Origin of the sequence: Gymnodinialimonas mytili (assembly GCF_037544085.1) — a bacterium.
GTDB lineage: Bacteria > Pseudomonadota > Alphaproteobacteria > Rhodobacterales > Rhodobacteraceae > Gymnodinialimonas > Gymnodinialimonas mytili.
Genome location: NZ_JBBIFW010000002.1, coordinates 403348 through 426579, shown reverse-complemented (window position 1 = coordinate 426579; position 23232 = coordinate 403348). Strand labels below are relative to the sequence as shown.

Sequence of the window (23232 nt, the reverse complement as noted above, 5' to 3'; positions counted from 1 at the left end):
GGCCCGCGCAACCTACAGGGCAACCCGGCGGTACAGTCGGATGGGAGAGCCCGATGATAAGTGCAGCTTTTGACACTCGCGCCACACGCGCGTCCTATGACGTGGTGATTGTGGGCGGTGCGATTATGGGGTCGTCTACCGCGTGGTGGCTGACCGAAAACCCGGATTTCAACGGCAGTGTTTTGGTGGTCGAACGCGATCCAAGCTACGAGAAATGCTCAACCGCCCATACCAATTCCTGCATGCGGCAGCAATTTTCGACCGAATTGAATGTGCGCATCAGCCAATTTGCGGCAGAATTCGTCACCCATCTGCGTGACCGAATGGGCGGCGATGACCGGATCCCAGATCTACCGATCCGGTCTTTTGGTTACATGTATCTGGCCGACACCGAAGCGTTTGCCGAGGTCTTGCGTACCAATATCGCCGTGCAACACGCCGCGGGTGCTGCAACTCAATTGATGACACCCGATCAGATCACAGCCGCCTATCCCTTCTACAACGTGGATGACATTGTGCTGGGCTCGATCAACACGGTGAACGAAGGATACTGGGACGGCGCTGCAGTCTTTGACTGGTGGAAGCGTCAAGCACGCGAACGCGGCGTGGAGTATATCCGCGGTGAGGTGGTCAAAATGGCCCGTTCGCTGCGCGGCATCGACAGCGTGACACTGGCTGACGGCCAAGTGATCGGTTGCGGTCAGGTGGTGAATGCCTCGGGCCCGCGCGCCGCGCGGACGGCACAAATGGCAGGTATCCAGATCCCGGTCGAGCCGCGCAAACGCTATTCCTGGGTCTTCAAAGCAGAGCGTCCACTGGACCGCGATCTACCGCTGACAATTGATCCATCCGGCGTGCATGTGCGTGAAAACGGCGGCGGGACATATCAGGCAGGCGGCCATGCCCAGATCGATCCAGCCGTGGATTTCGACGATTTCACGATGGACCACAATCTATGGGAAAACCACATCTGGCCCGTTCTGGCCACGCGCATCCCTGCTTTTGAGGCCGTTAAGGTCCAGGCGGAATGGGCTGGGCATTATGCGGTCAACACGCTTGACCACAACGCGATCTTGGGTCCGCATCCAGAGGTGCCGAATTTCATCTTTCTCAACGGGTTTTCGGGCCATGGGCTGCAACAATCCCCCGCCATGGGCCGGGGCACTGCGGAATGGCTGACCTATGGCGAATACCGCACATTGGATCTGAGCCCCTTTGCCTATGCCCGTGTGCTTCAAAACGACCCGATCCTGGAAACCGCTGTGATCTAAGCCCGCTTGGAAAGGCCCCTCATGCTGAAAAAAATCGTCTTGACCGGCGCGGCCGGTCGCCTGGGTTCCATCTTGCGCGCGCCCCTGGCCGCGATGTGCGATGATTTGCTGTGCACCGATATCGTGGAAGATATCGCAGACCTGCCTGCCAATGCCAGCTATGCCCGCGCGGATATTGCGGACTACGAATCCGTCGCCGCGTTGATGGAAGGGGTCGAGATGGTTGTCCATTTTGGCGCCCATGTTGATGAGGGCCCTTTTGAGCAATTGCTGGGGCCGAACTTCGTGGGCTCTTACAATGTGTGGGAAAGCGCCTGGAAGGCGGGGGCACGACGGATTGTCTACGCTTCGTCCATCCACGCGGTTGGGATGCATAAACGGCAAGATTTCATCGGACTAGATGCGCCGCACGCGCCCGATACGTTCTACGGCTTAGCGAAATGCTTCACCGAGGATTTGGGCAAGATGTATTGGTCCAAGCGCGGGCTGGAATCCGTGCATCTGCGCATCCTGTCCTGTGACACCGTGCAAAACGCCCGTATGCTGGGCACATGGCTCAGCGACGGGGATTTGCTGCGTCTGGTGGCACGGGCCATTGATACGCCAACAACCGGTTTTTCGATCGTCTACGGCGTTTCGGATAATGATCGCTGTCCGGTGGACAACGCCAAGGCCAGCCATCTGGGATACCGCCCGCAGGACAATGCAGAGATCTACGCCGCCCAAATCCTGGCGACCGAAGGCGCGGGCGACCCAACCGACAGGGCGCAGATGCACCATGGCGGCCCCTTCGCCGCTGTGCCATTGGGACAGGGCGGCGCAACTGCCGCGGCCAAAGGGAACGATTAAGGACCGATGGGCATGTGGCAATTCTGGGTCGACCGCGGCGGCACCTTCACCGATATCGTGGCGAAGGCGCCAGATGGTCGGATCGAAACTCGCAAGGTGCTGTCCGAAAACCCAGAACGCTACCCCGATGCGGCGGTGGAAGGCATTCGGCAATGCCTTGGCTTGGGCACGGATGACCCGATCCCACCGGGACAAATCGACAGTGTGAAGATGGGCACAACCGTGGCCACGAACGCACTGCTCGAACGCAAAGGCGACCGCACCGCATTGCTGATCACCAAAGGCTTTGGCGATTTGCTGCGGGTCGGGTATCAAAATCGCCCCGGCCTGTTTGACCTGAAAATTGTGCTGCCGGAATTGTTGTACGAGCGGGTGATTGAGGTCGAAGAACGGGTCAACGCCGCGGGTGAGGTCGAGATCGCCCTAGATACGCCCCAAGTCGCACATGCCTTGGCAGAGATCCGGGCCGATGGGATCGGATCGCTGGCCGTCGCATTGATGCATGCTTACCGCTTTCCCGCCCATGAACAGGCGATTGGGCGTCTGGCGGAGGCCGCGGGTTTCCCGCAAATCTCGCTCAGCCACGCAGTCTCTCCCCTGATCAAGCTGGTCGGTCGCGGGGACACAACGGTGGTGGACGCCTATCTGTCACCGATCCTGCGGCGCTATGTCGATCAGGTCTCCGCCGCGCTGGGACGCCCTGAGGAAGGCGGCCCACGGCTGATGTTCATGCAGTCAAATGGCGGGCTGACCGCCGCCGATCTGTTCCAGGGCAAAGACAGTATCCTTTCAGGTCCCGCGGGCGGTGTGGTGGGCATGACCCGCACCGGGGAGGCTGCTGGCCATGGCAAGCTGATCGGGTTCGATATGGGCGGCACATCCACCGATGTGTGCCACTACGCGGGCCATTATGAGCGCCAATTCGAGACCGAGGTTGCGGGCGTGCGGATGCGAGCGCCGATGATGTCGATCCATACGGTCGCTGCTGGGGGCGGCTCGATCTGCAGCTTCCGTGACGGGCGGTTGCAGGTGGGACCGGAAAGCGCAGGTGCCGATCCAGGCCCCGCCGCCTATCGCCGGGGCGGACCACTGACGGTCACCGATTGCAATGTGGTGCTGGGCAAGATCCAGGCCGATCGTTTCCCGGCGGTATTCGGGCCGAATGGCGATCAGCCCCTGGATATCACGGCGGCACGCGCGGACTTCGAGGCGTTGTCCAAGGAGATCGCGAAGGCGACGGGACGCGCCATGACCGTCGAAGATCTGGCCCAGGGGTTTCTGACCATTGCGGTGCAAAACATGGCCGCTGCGATCAAGAAGATCAGTGTCGAGCGCGGCTATGACGTGACCGGCTATACGCTGCAATGCTTCGGCGGAGCGGGCGGGCAACATGCCTGTGCGGTGGCCGATACGCTCGGGATGGACCGTGTGTTTATCCACCCCCATGCGGGTGTGCTCAGCGCGTTCGGGATGGGTCTGGCCGATATACGCGCCTTGCGCGAGGCTCAATTTGATCGAGGCATCGCAGATGCCAGCGCCGCACAGGCTCTCGATGACCTGGCCGCAGAGGCTGAAGCCGAGGTTCGCGCCCAAGGCGTGGCCGATATCACCATAAGCCGCGTTGCCCATATACGCGCAGGTGCGGCGCAACAGACACTGCCAGTCCCGTTCGACAACACCACGACGATGGCCAAAGGATTTGCCGCGGCGCATAAACAGCGGTTTGGCTTCGCGCCGTCGGACGAACCGCTGGTCATCGAGCAACTGAGCGTCGAGGCCGTCGGCGGAACCGGTGAAGGCGTGACCGCCTTGCCCACTGGCGACGGCACATCGAATGCGGGTACAGCACCCGTCTTCACCGACGGTGCCTTGCAGGACATTCCGGTGCATCAGCGCGCCGCCATGGCAGCAGGTCAAGCGGTGGAGGGGCCTGCCTTGATCATCGAACCAACCGGGACCAACATGATCGAGCCCGGCTGGCGTGCGATCGTGGATGATCTGGGCAATCTGATCCTGGATCGGCATATCCCCCGCCCCGCACGCGTCGCCGCGGGCACCCGGGCCGATCCGATCATGCTGGAGGTGTTCAACAATCTCTTCATGTCCATCGCCGAGCAGATGGGCGGCACGCTTCAAAACACCGCCTATTCGGTGAACATCAAGGAGCGGCTCGACTTCTCCTGCGCGATCTTCACGGCGACCGGTGATCTGGTGGCCAACGCCCCGCATGTGCCGGTGCATCTGGGATCGATGTCGGAAAGCGTCCGCACGATCTTGCGCGATACGGCGGACAACATCCGGCCCGGCGACGTCTACATGATCAACAACCCCTATAACGGGGGTACACACCTGCCCGACGTGACGGTGATCACCCCGGTCTGGGACAAGGCGGGACGCAAGATCCTGTTCGTCGTCGCCTCCCGTGGGCACCACGCCGATATTGGCGGCAAGACGCCGGGCTCGGCCCCGCCGGATTCCGCGCGACTGGAGGAAGAAGGCGTAGTGATCGATACGTTCCTTTTGGCCCGCGATGGCGCGCTGCGCGAGACTGAGACGCGCGCGTTGCTGGGATCTGGCCCGTATCCCTGTCGCAATATCGACCAGAACATGGCAGATCTGGTAGCGCAGGTCGCGGCCAATGAAACCGGCGCGGATGAATTGACGCGCATGGTTGGCCTTTATTCCCTACCCGTGGTGCAGGCCTATATGGGCCATGTCCAAGCCAACGCCGCCGAAGCCGTGCGGGGCGTGTTGGACCGGCTGCCCGACGGCGCGTTCACCTACAAGCTCGATAGCGGTGCGCAGATCGCGGTGACGATCCGTGTGGATCGCCAGGCCCGCGAGGCGGTGATCGACTTCACCGGAACCTCGCCCCAGGACAGGCTCAACTACAACGCGCCCACGGCCGTTTGCCACGCTGTGGTCCTGTACGTTTTCCGCACCTTGGTCGAGACGCCGATCCCAATGAATGAAGGCTGTCTGGAGCCGCTTGAGATCATCATTCCCGAAGGCTCGATGCTGAACCCCGCACCCGGCGCCGCCGTGATCGCGGGCAATACCGAGGTCAGCCAATCCATGGCCGAGGCGCTCTACGGCGCCATCGGGGTGATCGCAGGCAGCCAAGGGACGGTAAACAATTTCGTCTACGGAAATGAAGTGCACCAGAATTACGAGACGATCTGTGGCGGCACCGGTGCAGGTGATGGCTTTGCGGGGTGTTCCGCGGTGCATTCTCATATGACCAATACGCGGATGACTGACCCCGAAGTGCTGGAGACGCGATTTCCGGTAGTGGTCACGGAATTCTCGATCCGGCGCGGATCTGGCGGCATAGGACAATGGCCTGGAGGCGACGGCATCGTCCGGCGGTTGCGGTTTGATGAGCCAATGATCGTGACGACGCTTTGCTCGCATCGGATAACGGCGGCCCATGGGCTACACGGCGGTGGCGCGGGTCTGCCGGGGCGCAACGCGGTGGAGCGTGCCAATGGCCACATTGAGCAACTGCAGGGCAATGACCAGGCGGATATGGGCGTGGGGGATATCTTCGTTCTGGAAACGCCGGGTGGCGGGGCCTTTGGCGCCGCTTAGGTGACCCGAAATCTGATCTGGAAATTCCATTCGGTCCCGCCACCGATTGTCAAGGATATCGGCGAGGATGTCGACCGCTGTGCTCACGTCGCTCGCATAAAGCTGAAGCTGCGCGAAGCCGAACCGCATCGCATTGGGCGCGCGACATCCCGCACCATCAGGGTCTGTATTCCCGCACAGCCATGCTCGAATACGAAACACACCTGACTTCCACACATCCCGGCATCGCGCGCGCTGATCAGGGTCAGGTCCGATTGCCGCGCCTCAACCTCGTCGATAGATTGAGCGCATAATATGGTCGAGGCGGCGCGGGTCTCAGCCATGTCGATCACATCCCCCGGCCGCCGTGGCGGCTTCAAGTGCGGTCAGTTGGATCACCGACGGCGCCCGATAGACCTCGATCGAAAGCATATCGCCCATCGTCACGCTATTTTTCGGCGCACCGATCAGCAGACCATCAGATTGCGGACGCCCACGGCCACGGCCACGGCACGGACCCAAGGAATTGGCATCCAGGCATCCGTCGCGGGCTGATCTGCCCGATGGAACTTATCCAAGCGATGGGTTTGATCAAAAGCCTCGTCCAAAATTTGCCCCAACCGATGCAGCGCCACATGCCAGAATGACTTCTCCTGCCCCTCTTGCACCAACATACGGTGCAGATCGGGCGATGCGCATGGACCTTCATCATCGCCGGGTTCCGATTGCCTAGAATGAATTCGATCAGCCGGGCTGATGTGACTAACAGCGAGACGAGGCGCCAAGACTTTCGCGAAACTCGGTATAGTCCCTAGGTGCCACTCCTAAGATCGCATCAATCACCAAATAGTTGACATCGCACACATCGCGCGCACGGGATCTTGGCGCAGGGGATCACAGCCACTCATCCGACAAACGCCTTGGTCAGGGGACTGTTGCGATCGAGCAGACCGTCGAGAACCGAAAAATGATGATGATCGCCATCGACCACGCAGGATGTCTCGGCACCAAGCCCTGTCCAGATATTGGCCAACAATTCGCTTTGCCGAACGAACTCGGGCCGCTCACCGCCACCCACCCAACAGGTCAATCGCACATCCGGCACCGGCATACGCAGCGCCGGACTTTCAATCGCGCATTCGCCAAGATCAAGGTGCAAAGTCTGGTTCATCTGTGTCCGGATCAGAGGACGCAGATCATGCACGCCGCTGATGCTCAACGTGTGATCGATGCGGCGGGCGATGTCACTTGGCAAAGGGCTGTCTTCACACAGCATCCGCGCAACCAAATGCCCCCCTGCAGAATGCCCCGCCAAGCGGATCGGACCGGCGATGTGCCCGGCCATTGCAGGAATTGCACGCCCGATCTGGGCGGTGATCTGAGCAATCCGGACATCGGGCGCCAAACGATAACTTGGCATGGCCACAGCCCACCCGGCAGCACATGCTCCCTCGGCGTAGTGTGTCCAAAACGACTTGTCGAGACGCATCCAATACCCGCCATGGACGAACACGGCCAAGCCCTTCGGCACGCCATCGGGATGGATCAGATCAAACCGTTCCCGCGGATGCGCGCCATAGGGAATGTCTTGTTCGACCCGCCTGCTGCCGTCGCGATAGGCCGCGGCGGCAATCGCCCAGGCCTCAGGCAACGACTCAGATCCCGGGATATGCGCCATATTGGCATAGGCATCGTCCCAATCCATCAATTGCGCTCCTCCATACGCGCACCATGCACGGCGCTGACTTGGCGGCGCCCTATAACCTATGCCAGTCTTGCGCCATGACAGGCCATGCCAAACAGATGCACTATCAACCGCCGCCGTCTTGCGTGTGATCCCAACACTCAAACGCACATACGGAGGCATTCCATGGCCCAGCCCAATATCGTTATCATCATGGCCGACCAACTGGCCCCGCATTTCACCGGAGCTTATGGTCACCGCTCCGCCAAAACCCCACATCTCGATGCGCTAGCCGCGCGTGGCATGCGCTTTGACGCCGCTTATTGTAATTCACCGCTCTGCGCGCCGTCTCGGATGGCCTTCATGTCAGGCCAATTGATCAGTCGTATCGCCGGATATGACAATGCATCGGAATTTCGGGCCTCAGTCCCGACATTCGCCCATTACCTAAAGGCGCTTGGCTACCGCACCTGCCTGTCAGGCAAGATGCATTTTGTCGGCCCAGATCAGAAGCATGGCTTCCAGGACCGCGTCACCACCGACATCTATCCCGCAGATTTTGCCTGGACCCCGGATTGGGAGGCCGCAGATGAACGGATCGACAAGTGGTATCACAACATGCAAACCGTCAAAGAAAGCGGTGTCGCGCATGCCACCTATCAGATCGACTATGATGATGAGGTCGGCTTTGCCGCCAAACGTTGGCTGTTTGATCGCGCCCGAGACACGACGATGGGCGACACACTGCCCTTCGCCCTGGTGGCCAGTTTTATCCATCCTCACGACCCCTACGTGGCGCGGCCGGAATGGTGGAATCTCTACGACGATCGCGATGTCGACCCGCCCGCGCATATCTTGGCACCTAAGGACCAAGATCCGTTTGCGCGCCGCGTGATGGATGGCATCGAAGCGAGCTATAAGCCATTAACAGACACCGAAACCCACCGCGCCCGGCGCGCCTATCTGGCCAATGTCAGTTATTTCGACAGCAAGATCGGCGAGATTGTCCAAACACTCGAGGAAACCGGCACGCTCGAAAACACCGTTCTCATCGTGACAGCCGATCACGGCGATATGCTGGGCGAGCGCGGTTTGTGGTTCAAAATGAATTTCTTTGAGCATTCGGCGCGGATCCCCTTAGTGATGGCTGGCCCGGGCATCGCCGAGGGTAGCGCGCCAAATGCCTGCTCGCTGATCGACCTGCTGCCCACACTGATCGAGATTGGTGGTGGCGATCTGAGCATTTTGGGCGAACCGGTAGATGGACGCTCTCTCATGTCGCTGGCCCGCGGCGAGACCGATCCCGTCGATGAAGCGATCGGAGAGTATTGTGCCGAGATGACGCCTTGGCCTGTGTTCATGATCCGCCGGGGAAGTCTAAAATACATCCATTGCGATATTGATCCGCCGCAGCTTTATGACCTCGTCAATGATCCGGCTGAATTGCAGAATGTGGTGGAGGATCTCGCTTATGCTGATGCCGCGCGCGCCTTTGCAGCCGAGGTGGCAGAGCGGTGGGATAGCGCGGCGCTCCGCGCTGATGTTATGGCCACGCAAGCCTCGCGCCGCAGGCTCCACGCCGTAATGGAAGCAGGCGCGGGCGAGCCCTGGGATTACACCCCGCCACGCGATGCGAGCACCGAATATGTCCGAAACACCGTTTCATGGGACGAAGCCAGCCTGCGGTTCCGCTATCCGCCGGTCTCGAAGAACGGGTAGTGCGACACACAATCCGCCACGCGATTTGAGGCTTCACCAAACCTGTCATGCATCGGACGGCACGACATGCGGCTTGAATCCGATGACCCGCTTCGGCTCAAAATCTGTGGCGGATCTGCTCCATCAGGGCGGGGATCTCGTCCACAGGTGCCGGTTTGGCGATGTAGAAGCCTTGGATCTGATCGCAGCCGTGGTCGGCCAACCAATCGAACTGTTCCTGCGTTTCCACACCTTCGGCCACGGTCTTCGCCTGGATTTGCTGTGCCAAAGCCAGGATCAACCGGATGATTGGGCCCGATTTCGGCAGTTGCGCGATAAAGGAGCGGTCGATCTTTAAGGTATGGAGCGGGAACCGAGAAATGTAGGAGAGGTTGGAATACCCGGTTCCGAAATCATCGATTGCAATTTCAAAGCCCATATCGGTAATCGCGTGAAGCTTGGCCGCAATCAGATCAGGTTCGCCGATCAAGACACTTTCGGTAATCTCTAGCTCGATCCGGCCCGGGACAAAGCCGTCGGCATTCGAGCAGGACTGCAAAATGTCGAATAGACCAGTATCCTCGAACTGCCGCGGCGACAGGTTTAAGGACATCCCGGTGGGCAACCCATCCTGGCGCCATGTCTGAGCCTGGGCAAAACCCATATCCAGCACTTGCCGACCCAGTTCTTCAATCATGCCGGTTTCTTCACAAATGGAGATGAATTCGCCGGGCTGAACCAATCCGCGATCAGGATGCATCCAGCGCACCAGACCTTCTACCGAAGCGGTTTCACCGGTTTTCACATCGATCCTGGGTTGGTAGTGCAGGATGAATTCGTGCCGCTTGAGGCCACGATCAATCTCGGCTTCGGTCCGGTAGCGGCGCTCGGCCGCCTCGCCCATGGCGGCATCATAGAACGTGTAGCGGTGACGGCCGCTATTCTTGGCCTTGTAAAGCGCGATATCGGCCCGTTTCAGGGCCTCGTTCACATCCAGATCGCCGGATTGGAACATCGCCACCCCCATGCTGATCTTGCAATCGATGCAGGTTTGCCCGCGCTGCACCGGCTGCGACAACGCTTGAAACACAGTTTCGACCCGCCGCAACAGCGCTGAATCCCCATCGGCATCTTGGATCACCATCACAAATTCATCGCCGCCCAGGCGAACGACGAGATCCTGCTGCTGCGCCAAGTCATGGGCCCGGGCGGCCAGATCGATCAATACCGCATCGCCCATCTCATGCCCGAACGTGTCGTTGATCTGCTTGAACCGATCCACATCGAAGTACAAAAGCGCACGGCGCGCACCGCCCAAGGAGGTAAACCGCTCGGAATGGTGCTGCAGATAGGATCGATTGAAACAGCCCGTCAGCTGGTCGCGATTGGCAAGATAACGCGCCTTATCCTCGGCATTTTTCAGATCACTGACGTCGATCGCCGTGACCAAGATCGTCGGCTCGCCGGTGATGGCATCATTGCATTGCTTGGCTGAGATATCGAGCCATCTTAGGCCATTGCTTGTCCGAACGCGGGCGACGCGCCGATGCTCTCCAGCGCCTTCGAGATCGAACATCAGAGCGTCGAAATCCAGTTCGTCGACAAACATATGCGACAATGCCGCGCCAACGTCATGGGCGGCCCTGCGCGCCGCCGGGTTCATGTAGAGCGGCGGACCATCGAAGCTGAACAGGGTGATCATAACGTCCGTATGCAGCAATGCCTCCGCGCTACGGATATTGTCCGGCTGCTCATCAACCGCGCCGAATGCTTCGCATTGCAGCGCCATACGACCATCGGGCAAGCGAAACCCTTGGAAGTGGATCATCACATTGGTCGGTTTGCTGTTGGGATAGAGCGTCCAGGTTTCGGTGAAGGTTGCCCCCCGCTCGATGAAATCTGTCTGATACTGCTTAAGCCGTTGCGACACACTGGAAGACATGTCCTTGGACATGTCACGCGCCTGCAATTCTGCCTCATTGTCGGCTTGCCAAAGCTCACAAGCCGGCGGGTTGGCGTGGATTACTCTGCAATTATCAATGTCGTAAATCCAGGTCGGCGTGCGCAGGGCACGCGCCGCAGCAAACTGATCAATGACGTAGTGATCAGAACTCCCCGGCGCCTTGGAAGGCTGGGATGCGGTTGCGACCGCTGACTGGACCAATTCAAGTTTGCGCATGCTTCGCCGCTACATCCTTTCGCCGATCGGCCCGCAGAGGACGACGCGGGCGCAAAACCCTGTATGGAAATGATGGACGGACCACACCTGATCACTGCGAAAGCGCGACGGCTTCGCATTGGGCGCGCGCAGGTTGCGGAATACCGCAACAGCAGCGAAAAGCACTGTAGTGTTACATCTGGTATAGGAAGTGGGCATACACGGAACTCACAAGCATGATCGCCCAGAACGCTACGTGTCAAAAGTTAATCCCAGGCGAATAGCACCCCGGATATTTCGTCAGATATGTCGACAATACCGCTAAAGTACTACGTACTGACTTAAGATTGCACTGTGATCGGGATCGACAAAGTTCCACGATATCTTTCTCTAAGAAATGAGACACATATGTTCATTCTACCTACCTCAAAGCTCCGCTCTCAGAGCAGGAGATAATCTGTGCCAACCAAGCAAAGTGATCTGACTTCCGCCTTGCAGGCCTGCGCAGATGAACCCATTCATATTCCGGGCGTGATCCAATCTGCCGGAGTCGTTTTGGGATATACACAAGACGGAATGGTGATCGAGTATGCCAGCGCCAATACCTCGGCGCTTCTGGATCATGATTACGCAGACTTGCTCGGCACCAGCTTGGAAGCGATATTCAACCGCGATCAGATCCATGAGCTGCGCAACGCGATGGCCCGGGCCCTCGGGGGACACGAGCGCGTCGATATCGGGACAGTCATACTGAACGACAAAGAGCTTAGCTGGGCTGTCTGCCCCAGCGAGGATCGGTTTGTGCTCGAGTTCGAACCGACAAGTGTTCAACATGGACCCGCGCGAGCGTCGCTTGCGGACTTTCCGCAGATTGTCTCCCGGCTCAACGCGCTCACAACCACACAAGACTTTATCGAGCATCTCGTCGCGATCCTGGCGGGGCTCTCGCAATATGATCGCGTCATGGCTTATCGCTTCGACGCCGAGTGGAATGGCGAAGTGATTGCAGAATCTGTGCGGTCGGACTGGGATTCCTATCTGGGCCTACGCTTTCCCCACTGGGATATCCCGGCCCAGGCACGCGAGATGATGAAAATCTTTCCGTTGCGCTTCATCGCTGACACAACCTCGCCGCAGATCAATCTGCACGCGGCTCATGTTGATTTGCCGCCTTTCAATCTGTCTTTCGCCGAGTTGCGTGGTGTTTCGGAGATTCACCTCAAATACCTCGAAAACATGAACGCGCAGGCCACCATGACCATGACCGTGATGGTCGGTGACACGCAATGGGGCGTGATCTCGTTTCACAACCGCACACCTCGTCTTCCATCAACCAAGTTGCGGCAACTGCTAACCGCATTGGCGCCTTATGTGTCTTCGAAACTGATGGCGCTGCTGCATACAGAAACGCTTGCCTTCCATGATGATATCGACCGGATACGGGATCAGATCGAAACCGGTGTCCGGGCCGATAAGACGATCCAAAGCGAGGCTGGGATTGTCGTCGACGCGATCCGCGACCGCTTTGATGTGGCCACCGTGGCGGTGGGTGAAGGAGACACGGTGATCAAAATCTCAGGTGATGTGTCCTTGGATATCATCCACGCTGTCCGTAAAAAAGCACGCGGAGCGGAGGATGGGATTTGGCATTCCGATCACTTGGCGCGAGACTTGCCGGATGTTGTCGCGCCTGGCGAACAGATGTGTGGTGCGCTGTGCTTGGACCGCGACAATGGCAGCTGGATCTGCCTTCTCAGGCGCGCCACCAACGCAGAGGTCCATTGGGCTGGCGCGACGGAAAAGCAGATCGTGAAAGTGGATGGCACCGCGCGCCTGGAACCGCGTGGATCGTTCTCGGTTTACAAAGAGCTTGTCAAAGACCGCTCCAGGCCATGGCAACGTCATGATATCCGGCTGCTACAAGGGATCTCGGCGAGTATCATCGCTGCGAACCAGCGGGAAAGCCTGGTGGCCGCCATGCGGCGCCAGCAAGAATTGGTTGTGGATGAGCTGAACCATCGCGTGCGCAACATCATCGCGCTGGTTCGGTCGATCTCGCGCCAGGCGGCCAGCTCTAGCACCACAATCGATGGCTATAGCGAGGCTATGGATCAGCGGATCAACGCCCTGGCGACAGCCCATGACCTGGGCGCATCGGAGCCGCGCAAAACAGTGGCCCTAAGCAAGGTGATCCGCCTTGAGGCGATGCCTTACGCCGAAGGCCGCCCGGATGTGGTGACCGTGGTTGGCCAGGATATCGGCCTTGCCTCGGAAGCCGCGCCGATCATGGCGCTTGTGATTCACGAATTGATGACCAATGCCGCCAAATACGGCGCGCTGAGTGTCCAGGATGGCTCTATCGCCGTGGCACTCTCGAAAACCGCATCTGGGGCACGGATCACCTGGGTTGAACAAGGCGGTCCCAGGGTCGTCGCACCCAACCGCACCGGGTTCGGCACCATGCTGATCGAAAAAGCTATTCCGTTCGAGCTGGGCGGTGAAAGCGAGATTGTCTTCAACCCGACGGGTGTGTCTGCCTCGATCTTTGTCCCGTCACATATGCTCGCCGACCTGGAGGAAGAAACGCAGCCGCCATCAACTGCACCGATGTCGGTCGAAGAAGATCATAGTCACCTGCCCGCAGCAGGCACGATCTTGGTGGTGGAAGATAATTTCATGCTCGCGTTAGACATGGCTTCTACCTTGAGTGAAATCGGCTATCGGGACGTTGAACTTGCCTCATCCCTGCCCGATGCAAGAAACATTCTTGCTGAGAACAAAGTGATTTGCGCCATTCTCGACATCAACTTGGGGCGCGGCGGGTCGAGCATTGAATTGGCTCATGAGCTCGACCGAGACGGCATCCCGTTTTTCTTCGTGACCGGCTATGGCGAGATGGCCCCCTTGCCCGAGGACCTCAATATACATCTCAAACTGCAAAAACCCCTGTCCAAGATCAACCTCGCAGCGGCGTTGCGGACGTTTCTGCAAACGGAGTTGGATGCGCCATGACACCGGAACGCTCAGCTTTGCGCGCGGCAACGCGAGACGCCCATGATCGGGTCGATGCGCTGTTTTCCACGCTGGATCTGACAACCCGCGAGGGGCTTTCAGCATTTCTGGTGGCCCATCGCCACGCCTTTGACGCGATACGGGCGTCTTGGACCCGCTTGGATATCATGGATCTGGCCGATCCGCTTGCATTGATCGACGCGGATTTGGAGACGCTCGGGTGGGACAGGAAGCACCACCCCAAAATGCAGGTCCCCAATGCTGGCCATCCCCTTGGCACCGCTTATGTCATCGCGGGAGCACATTTGGGGCGAAAGGTGTTGCATAGGCGGTGGATACAGACCGGTGACGCATGCGTACGACAAGCAGGTCGCTATCTGTCGTCACGCCAATTCGATGAGGTTTGGCCCCGAACACTGTCGGCTCTGTCCGGACTGGACGGCGCCACATTGGCAGACGTTAAAATCGCTGCGATGCGGACATTCGAAATCTTCGAGATGGCAGCGCAAGATGCGCTGCAACCGAGGCTGCACAAGATGGGAATGCTCTGATGATCGACGACCAAAAGTCAGCGATGACGCATATCTTGATCTTGGAAGATGATCCGATCGTAGCCATTGATCTGTCGTCGTTGATGAAATCCGAAGGCTATTCGACCAGCGTGGTGGCGTCGGTTCCGGACGCCGTGACCACCCTGAACAACCGGCAAGTGCATCTGGTTCTCACGGACCTGTTCATTCGCGACGCAGATCAGAAAAATCAGGATGGTGGCAATACGCTGGTCCATACCATCCGCAACGCGCACCTGTTCAACACAGTGCCGACGGAAATCCAACAGATACCGATTATTGCAATCACTGGCGACTCAAATGCGCTGAAGAACGATCACATCCTGCGCCCTGCCAAAACATTGGGCGCAAACCTTGTCCTGACCAAACCGATCGATAGGCAATACCTGTTGGCATCTATCCGTGAATTACTAACAGACAATCCCGAGTAATTGCATCGAATTATACATCTAGGGGTTTCTGAGCGGCGTAAATGCAAAGTACACTTATGGATCTAAATGGCAATTGAAATGATGGTGTCACTCATGCGGCCGAGCCGTAAGGTCTTGAGTAGCCGACTCTTCTAAGCGCGCCATGCGGCGCGACCGCATCACAATCCGAAACAAATGGGCCGCGAGAAAAAAGAGAGCGAAGGGCACGACGAACCAAACGTCGCTTGAAATTCCCAGCATTGAAGTCTCCGAACAATATGTACTGTTTAAATGAATGATCTTTATTAACAGATCGTTAATAAAGATGGCAAAACTCTTTTGGGGGATAGGCAGAAATCCGCGGACCTACGCTTAGATTCCACCTGAAGAGACAAAAGGTCTCAATTTTTGCAAAATTATATTCCAATAGTAATAGTAGATAAATAAATAATTTTTCAACTGCAACGATAGGTAGCCTATGACCTCTTAAATAGAGTTTTGCGTTCGCTGTCTATGGCAACATGTGAGCGGCTTGTCAAAGACACAAAGCGGCACCGACGGACCTACATCGGTGACGACTAGCCTGCGATCCGAATGAGGTGGTTGTCAAAGGCCAGATCTGCCACATGCCGACGATTGGTTTGGTCACCATGATGTGCCCCGAACACGCCCTGACCGCTGGTAAATGCCAAGCCATCTGCGCCCGATTGGGACAAGCCACAAACGTCCAATTCGGAAAGTTGTGCCAGAAAGGCCGTTGAGGCGGCGTCAAACATCTGCACGATGCCACCGCGGGGTGAACTGATGCCCAACCTCTGCCCGTCCGTTGTTATCGCGACGCTGCCTGCATATCCGTTCAAACGATAGTGATCTGGCGCGCACATCAGACGCGCAGGCGCATCGCGCCGATGCAGCCCCAGCAGAGGTGGCGCATCACTCGGATCGCCCTGCCATTGCAGTGCGAAGGCAATCTCTCCGGTGTGGGCAACATCCAAGTGCCGGATCGAGTTCAACTGATGCTCGGAACCCAGTTCTACAACATCGAGGATGTCGCCATCCGGCGCCAGATAACTGAGGTTAGAGGCCATGTCCGGCAGGTTCAGTTTCGCCCGCCCCGTTTCGGGATGCGTCTCGATCCCGCCATTGGCAACAGCAAGGATATCGGTACCGGGCAAGCGCAGGATATCATGGGGTCCAACCCCGCCTGAGAAGACTTCACCCATACGCCGATAGGAATGCGCCGCGTCCCACAGACCGACAACACCCCGCGCGCGCTCATAGTCGTTCTCGGTTGTGTAGAGCACGCTGCCATCGGCGGAAAACACGCCATGACCGTAGAAATGACGCCCCATTGGCGCCTGCAACCGCGCGATTTCGCTGCCTCGGGCGCAGTCGATCACCAAGGCAAAACGTCCTGGTCGGCGCGCAAAGGCAATCGCCTCGGGCCGGTCGGGATGCGCGGCGGCGGCGTGGCCACGATTCGGCAAAGGCAATTGAAAAATCAACTCTCCAGCTTGGCCGATGCCGCACAGAACATAGACACCATCAGGCCGTAGCGCGGCGCTCAGATAGGCGGGCCCACCGGCATCCGCCCAGCTCATCCGCGGCGTGAGCCCCGTCGCCAGCAATCCCGCCAAAACAGCGCGCCGCGTGGCCATATCAGTCCCCGTCCAAGGCGTTGAAGCTTGCCGTGACGCCCAGATCGGGGCCGAGATCTGTCAAAATGGCTTGTCGCAATTCGACGATGCGCTGTTGCAACACCTCAACCCGAAATCGGCCCGAGGGGTCGGCAACGCTGGCGAAAGTTGGATCATCCAGCCGATCTGCGGCGTCCAAGGCGGCGGCAAAAGCCGCGTCGATCTCGGGCCCTGCGCCGGGCGCACCGGTGGCAAGGGCACGGTAAAGTTCCTGCAGGCCCAGGAGCGACCCGGTCAAATTCTGCAAGGATCGGCCCGAGCGGCGCGCCTCGGCACGGGTGGGCCGCGGACGCTCAAACGTGCCCAGCGGACGGCCCAGCCGCACATCCGCGTTGAATTCCAAGCCCGTGGTCAGCGCACCGAACAGAGTGCGCATGGCGTCTTCCGGGCTGCGGTAACGATCATTCTGACCCGCATTGCGCATCAGGTCGGCGTGGGTATCAGACCAATCCGCCGCAATCGCAGCGCTTGTCACAGCGATGTCCTGGGCGACAACGCGCACCAGCTGGCATCGATAAGCGTCGTCGCCACGCGCAGTCAGATCGTCGTCATAGAGTAGAAACTCCATCGCGTAGAAGCCACGCGCCGCGATCGAAACGGTGGCGTAGTCGGCGACATCACGCGCCACCAGGTCTTCATCGTCGATCAGCCCCGCCAAGCTCCGCGGCGTGGCACCGCGCCCATCGGGCCAAAAGGCCAGCGCGAAGGCCCGGTTTTCCGCCTCAAACGGACCAAACCTGAGATGCCCCACATGGATCCAGGCATCGAACGCAGCGCCGTAAGCCCTGCGCAAATCCGATGAGGTCGCCGTGCAATCGGCACTCGCAGCCTCGGCCAAATCGGCAGTGGTTTCAGCCAGTTGCTCTACACCTGGCAGGACATGAGTATCAAGCGCGGCATCAATCGCAGCGCTATAATCCTGTGCCCAAAGCACGGTGGGCAGGACAATGAAAACCGTGGCATAGGCGAGGCGCATCTCAAAGGCTCTCCAAAAAGGCGATCAAGGCTGCGCGGTCTTCTGGCGGCATCTCAACCACGGCATCGCGCGCCGATTGGGCCTCGCCACCATGCCACAACACCGCCTCCAAAAGGGATCGCGCGCGTCCGTCATGTAGGAAATAGGTGTGTCCGCTGACGGTCTCCGTCATCCCGATCCCCCAAAGCGGCGCGGTGCGCCATTCACGGCCCGTCGCGCGCCCTTCAGGGCTATGATCGGCCAGGCCGTCGCCCATGTCATGCAACAACAAATCACTATAGGGCCAGATCAGCTGGAACGAGGTCGCGGGATCTCCCTCTTGCCGATGGGTCACGAAGGACGGCGTATGGCAGCCTGCACAGCCAGTCGCGTGAAACACCTCGCGCCCGCGCAGCACCTCGGGCGCGTCCACATCACGGCGCGCAGGCACAGCGAGATGCGCGGTGTAGAAGGTGACCAGGTCCAACCCGATCTCATCGATCTCAAACCCGTTCTGTTCTGGATTGTCGCCGTGGATGGCCGTACGGCACGCGGCTTGTGCCTCAGTGCAATCGCCCCAAAGCGCAGGGTTCAAGGGAGAGGAAATCCCGATATCGCCGGAAAACGCGCCGGCATTTTGTGCGCGCAGGGTCGGCATACCCGCCTTGTGGCCAAACCGCCCCAACATCGGCTGATCAAATTCAACCGACCAGACCACCTGAGGGCGCCCTGAAATCCCGTCGCCATCTGCATCAAGGGGATCGGCGCCCGCCAAGATATCCTGCGCCGGTATGGCCTCAAGAAGCCCCAGGCCAATCATCTGAGGCGCAACGCGCGGGCTGAACATCACGTCGGGATGCAACGGGCCATAACCAAGATCGGCCATGGTGTAGGTCGGCTGGCGCAATGTGGCGACCGCACCGCCTGATAGTGGCACCTCGATTTCCTCATATTCGATCTGCATCCGGAATTCGGATGGGTGACCAGCCAAGCTTCGATCTTGCAATTGACCGCCATAGACCGGATCAGGCTGTGTCGCCAAATAGCCTTCGATCTCCGACAGAGGGCCGCCTGGGATCGTCACGCGCATCAGCATTGACACTGCGTTGTCATCGGGCCCTTCAGGCGGGTGACCGCGGCCATCTTTGATGTGGCAGCGCTGGCAAGACCGCGCATTGAACAGCGGGCCGAGACCATCGCTTGCAATCGTCGAGGCGGGTGGCGAGACCCAAAGCCGCCGAAAGAGGCCATTGCCGACCCGGAAATCCAACTCTTCCTCAAAGGCGAGATTGGCCATCGGTTGCGAAAAAGCATCGGCATTCATCCGCGCCCGCACGGTGCCCGCGCCGCCACCGTTTTCCTCAAAAGCCAGCGCTTGCGAAAAATCCGCCGGCGGCGCCGTGACGCCAGCGACGCGCGCGCGCTCGGCCTCGCTGCGGGGAACGATCTGCAAGTGAGGATCGCCCAGATGAGACCAATCCGGCGCAACTTCGCTCTGCGCCTGGATCAGCGCGGGGATCGCGAAGGCCACGCAGATGGGCAAAAAGGCGAGAGGCAAATACCGCATAGCATACCCTTTAGAAGGGCGGCGTCAGCGGATGCCAGACGCCGCCCCCAATCTGCGTCACTCAAACACAGCCGATGGATTGTCGAGGCTATCTGAGCCTTCGAATTCAATCGCGTCCAACTCTAGCGCTGCGACGATCCGTTCGATGGTCTCGGTTTGCGCGATGAATCCGTTGACGCCCCCCATGATCAGCATCTCGCCGCCCGCATTGCCGCGCTCCAGCATTTGGTCGTAAGCAAAACCCGCCTCGGCGGCATTTACGATCCGGCTCAGCCCGAACATCGTTTCGGCCAAGCGCAGGTTCATCTCGGCGTTCAAATCGGCATCCGCCTCGGTGACCAGATCGGCCAAGGACGGCCCCGACACCAGCGATCCGTCGATTCGCACATATTCACCGCGATAGACGTTCTGAACACCCAGACCGTTCAGATAATGGTCATTGTGCGTGTTGTCGGCGAAGCAGGAATGCTCCTCCTCGGGGTCGTTCAGCATCAGCCCAAGGCGCATCCGTTCCCCAGCGGTTTCACCATACGATAGCGAACCCATTCCGGTCAGCATCGCGACGATCCCGGCGCTTTCATCTTCAAGCAAAGCAGTGCGTGCGGCACCGCCCTCGACCCATTGCGCAGCCATCCATTCCAGATCGCTGACCAGCAGATCGGTCGCGGCCACTAGATATTCGCCGCGGCGATCACAATTGCCGCCGGTGCAATCTTCTCCCTGCACGTAATCGGTGTAGGGCCGGTCGCCCGCACCCGCGCCGTGGCCATTGAGATCCTGGCCCCAGAGCAGGAATTCGATGGCGTGATAGCCTGTGGCCACGTTTGCCTCCACCCCATCGGCCTCATGCAATGTTTCTTCCAGCAGCGCCGGCGTGATCTCACTGGCATCAACAGTCTCGCCAGACAGCGTGAAAGAAGTGTTGGCCACCACGTTCAACGCGGCGAGCTCGTTTTCATCGGTCGGGCCACCATAGCCGCCGTCGACATAATCGATCAGACCCTCGTCAAGCGGCCAGGCATTCACTTTGCCCTCCCAATCATCGACGATGGCATTGCCGAAGCGAAACACTTCCGTCTGCTGGTACGGCACGCGCGCCGCAAGCCAGGCGGCGCGGGCGGCCTGCAGGTTCTGCGCGGATGGCTCAGAGACCAGTGCGTTCACGGCGGCCTGCAAGTTCTGCGCTGCGATCAGGCTGTCTGCATATCCAGCCTCTGCAATATCCGAGTAGGTGTCCAGAACACCCGCATAATCCTGTGCCGCGGCCATACCGGTTGAAAGCACCATCGCGGTGCCTGCCATCAAAATACGCTTCATCTAATTGTCCCTATTCTAACGAGATGCGTGCACCGGCGCGCAACCGGCAGGCGAGATCTGTGCTCGCGCTCACGCGTAAGCTGATCAAAATTGTCGGATATTGCAAGACTGAGTATTTTAATCAGGTACAGGCGCGACAATACGACATGGGGCGGCGTCTGCTTGCAGGATCAGCGCAATCGGGTGATCGAAAAAACTTCGTCGTTGAACCAAAGGCCGCCATATTTGTGGAGAATGTCAGCAGTCACATCGAAATGCCACGAGGACCCGTGGGTTTCCTCCAACAACACATCTTCGATCTGAGCCACATAGGTGGCGGCATTCCAAGCCGCGGACAGGGTCGAGGTACCGATCGAGGGCCCAACCTCTTCAGGCAGGGTATGCATCCGATATGACAACAAGGCGTCCCCACCGTTTGGGATCGTCAGATCGTAATTCGCGACCCCATCGCCCAGGTCGTCCTTCAACGCCGCAATCAAGTCGTACCGGTTCACCGGGAACAGATCGATATCAGGCCAAACCTGGTTCACGATTTCCGCCCCGGGATCATTGCCCGCCGATTGAACCACCATCATTCGCCCGCCAGGGGCAAGGCATCTGGTCAACGGGGTCAGGACCGAGCGCACCTTTACTGCCGCATCGGTCCTTGCGCGCCAGGGCTGTGATGCCAGCACCAGATCATAGCCCGGCTCTGTCATGCCAGGGGTGGGAATGACATTGTCCAGCAGGAAATCGTGATCCCTGCGGTAGATCACCAGAATTGTCGGGTTCACATAAAGCGGATTGCCTGTCTTGGCGGAGGATCGGACCTGCCAATTCTCCACCAGGAACGGGTCGAGATCGCGCAATTGCTCTTGAAAACCGATCGAGGATTGTCCCTCAAGCGCGATAGATTTCCACACCAGCCGCTCCGCCATGTCTGGATTACTGGGCCGCAGCCACGGCGCTTCAGAATAGAACAGGTTGGTCATCACCACGACGCTTGCCGGGTGTTCGACCAGCCGGTCGGGGATCTTGTCCAATGAAAGGCGCAGATCCTCCAGGCTGATCTCCTTGCCGACCATGTAGAACGGTACATTCGGATGCCTTTGGTGCATCGCCCGCATTGTGTTGGACAGAACCGTGGCATCGCCCATCCCGGCGTCAAAGACGCGAAGTGCCGGCGGGCGTGGGATCAGGTGTTCGACCTCTTGCGCGACGCGTTCCGATATCCGCCATTTCTCATTCGTGGTGTTCACGAAGGTCAGGTATTTCAGACGGTTGTCAAAGAAACGAAACGGTTTGTCGGTCATATGGATCACGCGCCATGCAAGGTCCGATCAGATGAGCGCCCAGGATTTCACCCGTCAACTGTTCTGATCGTTGGCAGACAAGATGTGATGATCTACGACGCCAGCGGCTAGGAGCGTATCGTTCTGAACGCGCGCGGGCTTTGACCATATATCTGCCGAAACAGGGTCGAGAAATTCTGCATATTCGAAAAGCCGTGCCGAAAGGCGATTTCACTGATGGATTGTGGGTCGAAGCGGCAGTCCTTTAGGTCGGCCGCCACCCCATCAAGCCGTTTCTGCCGGATATATCCGCTGATCGTCTGGTCGTTGTTTGCAAAGATCTCGCTCAGACGTCGGACGGACATGTGCATTGCCGCCGCCACACGGGCGCGGTCCAGCGTCGGATCGCCTAGATTGTCACGAATGAAGGCGGTCGCGCGCAACATGACTTGCTGCTCGGGCGCAGATATCTGCGCAGCTTGCGCCCCGCGGGCCGCCAAACCCGTCGCGATCAGATCGATCAAGGTTTCCTGCAGCATGTTTTGCAAAACAGGATCTGGTGCGGCGAGTTGTTGGGAAAAGGCCAAAATGTTCTCGTGCACCAGGCGCCCGATCCCGGATTGCCCATCGATCCGGCGGGCCACCAGCGTTTCGGCATGGGGCAATCGATCCAGCAGCTTGGTGGCGGGCAACTGAACCACCGTCTGACTAAAATCGTCTGACAAATCCAACCGGTAGGGGTCGCTGCTGGAATAGAGCGCCATGTCACCGCGCCGCAAGTCGGCGCTTTCACCGAATTGCGTGACACGACACGATTCGGCAGTTTGCAGGCTCAGCAGAAAATATGCGTCCGACGACGCACGAATGTCGCGTTTCCGGCGCTCAACCAGATGCGCCCGCCCTGCCACCTGAGAGATCGATACGACCGAATGCCGTGCGATATCGATCAAACCCCTGAATTCAGATTTGTTTTCAGCTTCGCACCCCAAACGCACATACGAGTCGCACACCGATTCACGCCAATAGGAGAAGCGGTCCGCAGGCGCGACATCCTCCGTATTATAGCGGGTTTGTAGATCCATATGATTTGGCCCTGAGATCACTCCAGCATGTCTGGACCGCCCAAAAAAGCAAGTTTTTCCGCCCAAATTCAAAAGCAGGTCATCGTTGAACGCGGCACCCTGTTGGAAACCAGCAGGAGAAA

The 23232-nt window shown here is 58.9% G+C and carries 17 protein-coding genes; 7 read left to right on the top strand and 10 right to left on the bottom strand.

Translation table 11 applies throughout. The features are described 5' to 3' along the window. The first annotated feature begins 53 nt into the window (after positions 1-53). The 3 genes from V8J82_RS11565 to V8J82_RS11555 are packed head-to-tail and all read left to right on the top strand — an operon-like array spanning position 54 to position 5711. Positions 54-1271 carry an NAD(P)/FAD-dependent oxidoreductase gene (locus tag V8J82_RS11565; RefSeq protein WP_339975427.1) on the top strand — a complete coding sequence of 406 codons (1218 nt, stop codon included), beginning with the start codon at positions 54-56 and terminating at the stop codon, positions 1269-1271. A 21-nt stretch (positions 1272-1292) separates the two neighbouring features. Beyond that, on the top strand, positions 1293-2120 hold the full coding sequence (locus V8J82_RS11560) for an NAD-dependent epimerase/dehydratase family protein (protein WP_339975425.1): 828 nt from the start codon (positions 1293-1295) through the stop codon (positions 2118-2120). Between the two features lie 12 nt (positions 2121-2132). Beyond that, a complete protein-coding gene (locus V8J82_RS11555; RefSeq protein WP_339975423.1) occupies positions 2133-5711 on the top strand; it encodes a hydantoinase B/oxoprolinase family protein in 3579 nt (1192 codons plus the stop codon). A gap of 83 nt (positions 5712-5794) precedes the next feature. Here V8J82_RS11555 and V8J82_RS11550 read toward each other — a convergent pair whose 3' ends face one another. From V8J82_RS11550 to V8J82_RS11540, 3 genes are all read right to left on the bottom strand, one after another. Next, entirely contained in the window at positions 5795-6034 is a 240-nt protein-coding gene (locus V8J82_RS11550; RefSeq protein WP_339975421.1) for a kynureninase/PvdN C-terminal domain-containing protein, read from the bottom strand. A 123-nt stretch (positions 6035-6157) separates the two neighbouring features. Next, complete coding sequence (locus V8J82_RS11545; RefSeq protein WP_339975419.1) at positions 6158-6364, bottom strand: hypothetical protein; 207 nt, start codon at positions 6362-6364, stop codon at positions 6158-6160. A gap of 230 nt (positions 6365-6594) precedes the next feature. Further along, on the bottom strand, positions 6595-7395 hold the full coding sequence (locus V8J82_RS11540; RefSeq protein WP_339975417.1) for a hormone-sensitive lipase: 801 nt from the start codon (positions 7393-7395) through the stop codon (positions 6595-6597). A 165-nt stretch (positions 7396-7560) separates the two neighbouring features. Between V8J82_RS11540 and betC the strand changes: the two genes are divergently transcribed. Continuing rightward, entirely contained in the window at positions 7561-9093 is a 1533-nt protein-coding gene (betC, locus tag V8J82_RS11535) for a choline-sulfatase (protein ID WP_339975415.1), read from the top strand. 97 nt (positions 9094-9190) lie between these two features. Here the strand turns inward: betC and V8J82_RS11530 are convergent, their stop codons facing one another. Next, positions 9191-11026 (bottom strand): putative bifunctional diguanylate cyclase/phosphodiesterase, encoded by a 1836-nt coding sequence (locus V8J82_RS11530; RefSeq protein WP_339975413.1) that lies wholly within the window; start codon positions 11024-11026, stop codon positions 9191-9193. Positions 11027-11689: 663 nt separating this feature from the next. Between V8J82_RS11530 and V8J82_RS11525 the strand changes: the two genes are divergently transcribed. From V8J82_RS11525 to V8J82_RS11515, 3 genes are read left to right on the top strand one after another with little or no spacing between them, the layout of a single operon-like run. Then, positions 11690-14242: an HWE histidine kinase domain-containing protein gene (locus V8J82_RS11525; protein ID WP_339975411.1), complete on the top strand. Its 2553-nt coding sequence runs from the start codon at positions 11690-11692 to the stop codon at positions 14240-14242. Next, positions 14239-14793 carry a biliverdin-producing heme oxygenase gene (locus V8J82_RS11520; RefSeq protein WP_339975409.1) on the top strand — a complete coding sequence of 185 codons (555 nt, stop codon included), beginning with the start codon at positions 14239-14241 and terminating at the stop codon, positions 14791-14793. Before V8J82_RS11525 ends, V8J82_RS11520 begins: the two co-directional genes overlap by 4 nt. Next, positions 14793-15242, top strand: coding sequence for a response regulator (locus V8J82_RS11515; protein ID WP_339975407.1), 450 nt, complete (start codon positions 14793-14795; stop codon positions 15240-15242). Before V8J82_RS11520 ends, V8J82_RS11515 begins: the two co-directional genes overlap by 1 nt. A 557-nt stretch (positions 15243-15799) precedes the next feature. On the opposite strand, the gene V8J82_RS11510 is transcribed toward V8J82_RS11515, so the two are convergent. The 6 genes from V8J82_RS11510 to V8J82_RS11485 form a co-directional block, all read right to left on the bottom strand. Continuing rightward, positions 15800-16879 (bottom strand): DUF1513 domain-containing protein, encoded by a 1080-nt coding sequence (locus tag V8J82_RS11510; protein ID WP_339975405.1) that lies wholly within the window; start codon positions 16877-16879, stop codon positions 15800-15802. Position 16880: 1 nt separating this feature from the next. Continuing rightward, complete coding sequence (locus V8J82_RS11505; protein ID WP_339975403.1) at positions 16881-17894, bottom strand: imelysin family protein; 1014 nt, start codon at positions 17892-17894, stop codon at positions 16881-16883. Between the two features lies 1 nt (position 17895). Beyond that, positions 17896-19440, bottom strand: a complete 1545-nt coding sequence (locus V8J82_RS11500) for a di-heme oxidoreductase family protein (RefSeq protein WP_339975401.1) — start codon at positions 19438-19440, stop codon at positions 17896-17898. A 57-nt stretch (positions 19441-19497) separates the two neighbouring features. Then, positions 19498-20757: an imelysin family protein gene (locus tag V8J82_RS11495; RefSeq protein ID WP_339975399.1), complete on the bottom strand. Its 1260-nt coding sequence runs from the start codon at positions 20755-20757 to the stop codon at positions 19498-19500. A gap of 170 nt (positions 20758-20927) precedes the next feature. Beyond that, the gene (locus V8J82_RS11490) at positions 20928-22049 is read right to left on the bottom strand and encodes a hypothetical protein (protein ID WP_339975397.1); all 1122 of its coding nucleotides are present in this window, start codon (positions 22047-22049) and stop codon (positions 20928-20930) included. 107 nt (positions 22050-22156) lie between these two features. After that, positions 22157-23110 (bottom strand): AraC-like ligand-binding domain-containing protein, encoded by a 954-nt coding sequence (locus V8J82_RS11485; RefSeq protein WP_339975395.1) that lies wholly within the window; start codon positions 23108-23110, stop codon positions 22157-22159. Positions 23111-23232 lie beyond the last annotated feature (122 nt).

Bases quoted from the DNA above. Each gene is read 5' to 3' on its own strand.
- V8J82_RS11540 (WP_339975417.1), bottom strand. From the start codon at position 7,395: ATGGATTGGGACGATGCCTATGCCAATATGGCGCATATCCCGGGATCT.
- V8J82_RS11545 (WP_339975419.1), bottom strand. From the start codon at position 6,364: ATGTTGGTGCAAGAGGGGCAGGAGAAGTCATTCTGGCATGTGGCGCTG.
- V8J82_RS11490 (WP_339975397.1), bottom strand. From the start codon at position 22,049: ATGACCGACAAACCGTTTCGTTTCTTTGACAACCGTCTGAAATACCTG.
- V8J82_RS11515 (WP_339975407.1), top strand. From the start codon at position 14,793: ATGATCGACGACCAAAAGTCAGCGATGACGCATATCTTGATCTTGGAA.
- betC (WP_339975415.1), top strand. From the start codon at position 7,561: ATGGCCCAGCCCAATATCGTTATCATCATGGCCGACCAACTGGCCCCG.
- V8J82_RS11565 (WP_339975427.1), top strand. From the start codon at position 54: ATGATAAGTGCAGCTTTTGACACTCGCGCCACACGCGCGTCCTATGAC.
- V8J82_RS11500 (WP_339975401.1), bottom strand. From the start codon at position 19,440: ATGCGGTATTTGCCTCTCGCCTTTTTGCCCATCTGCGTGGCCTTCGCG.
- V8J82_RS11560 (WP_339975425.1), top strand. From the start codon at position 1,293: ATGCTGAAAAAAATCGTCTTGACCGGCGCGGCCGGTCGCCTGGGTTCC.
- V8J82_RS11510 (WP_339975405.1), bottom strand. From the start codon at position 16,879: ATGGCCACGCGGCGCGCTGTTTTGGCGGGATTGCTGGCGACGGGGCTC.
- V8J82_RS11555 (WP_339975423.1), top strand. From the start codon at position 2,133: ATGTGGCAATTCTGGGTCGACCGCGGCGGCACCTTCACCGATATCGTG.
- V8J82_RS11550 (WP_339975421.1), bottom strand. From the start codon at position 6,034: ATGGCTGAGACCCGCGCCGCCTCGACCATATTATGCGCTCAATCTATC.
- V8J82_RS11495 (WP_339975399.1), bottom strand. From the start codon at position 20,757: ATGAAGCGTATTTTGATGGCAGGCACCGCGATGGTGCTTTCAACCGGT.
- V8J82_RS11485 (WP_339975395.1), bottom strand. From the start codon at position 23,110: ATGGATCTACAAACCCGCTATAATACGGAGGATGTCGCGCCTGCGGAC.
- V8J82_RS11530 (WP_339975413.1), bottom strand. From the start codon at position 11,026: ATGTCCAAGGACATGTCTTCCAGTGTGTCGCAACGGCTTAAGCAGTAT.
- V8J82_RS11505 (WP_339975403.1), bottom strand. From the start codon at position 17,894: ATGCGCCTCGCCTATGCCACGGTTTTCATTGTCCTGCCCACCGTGCTT.
- V8J82_RS11520 (WP_339975409.1), top strand. From the start codon at position 14,239: ATGACACCGGAACGCTCAGCTTTGCGCGCGGCAACGCGAGACGCCCAT.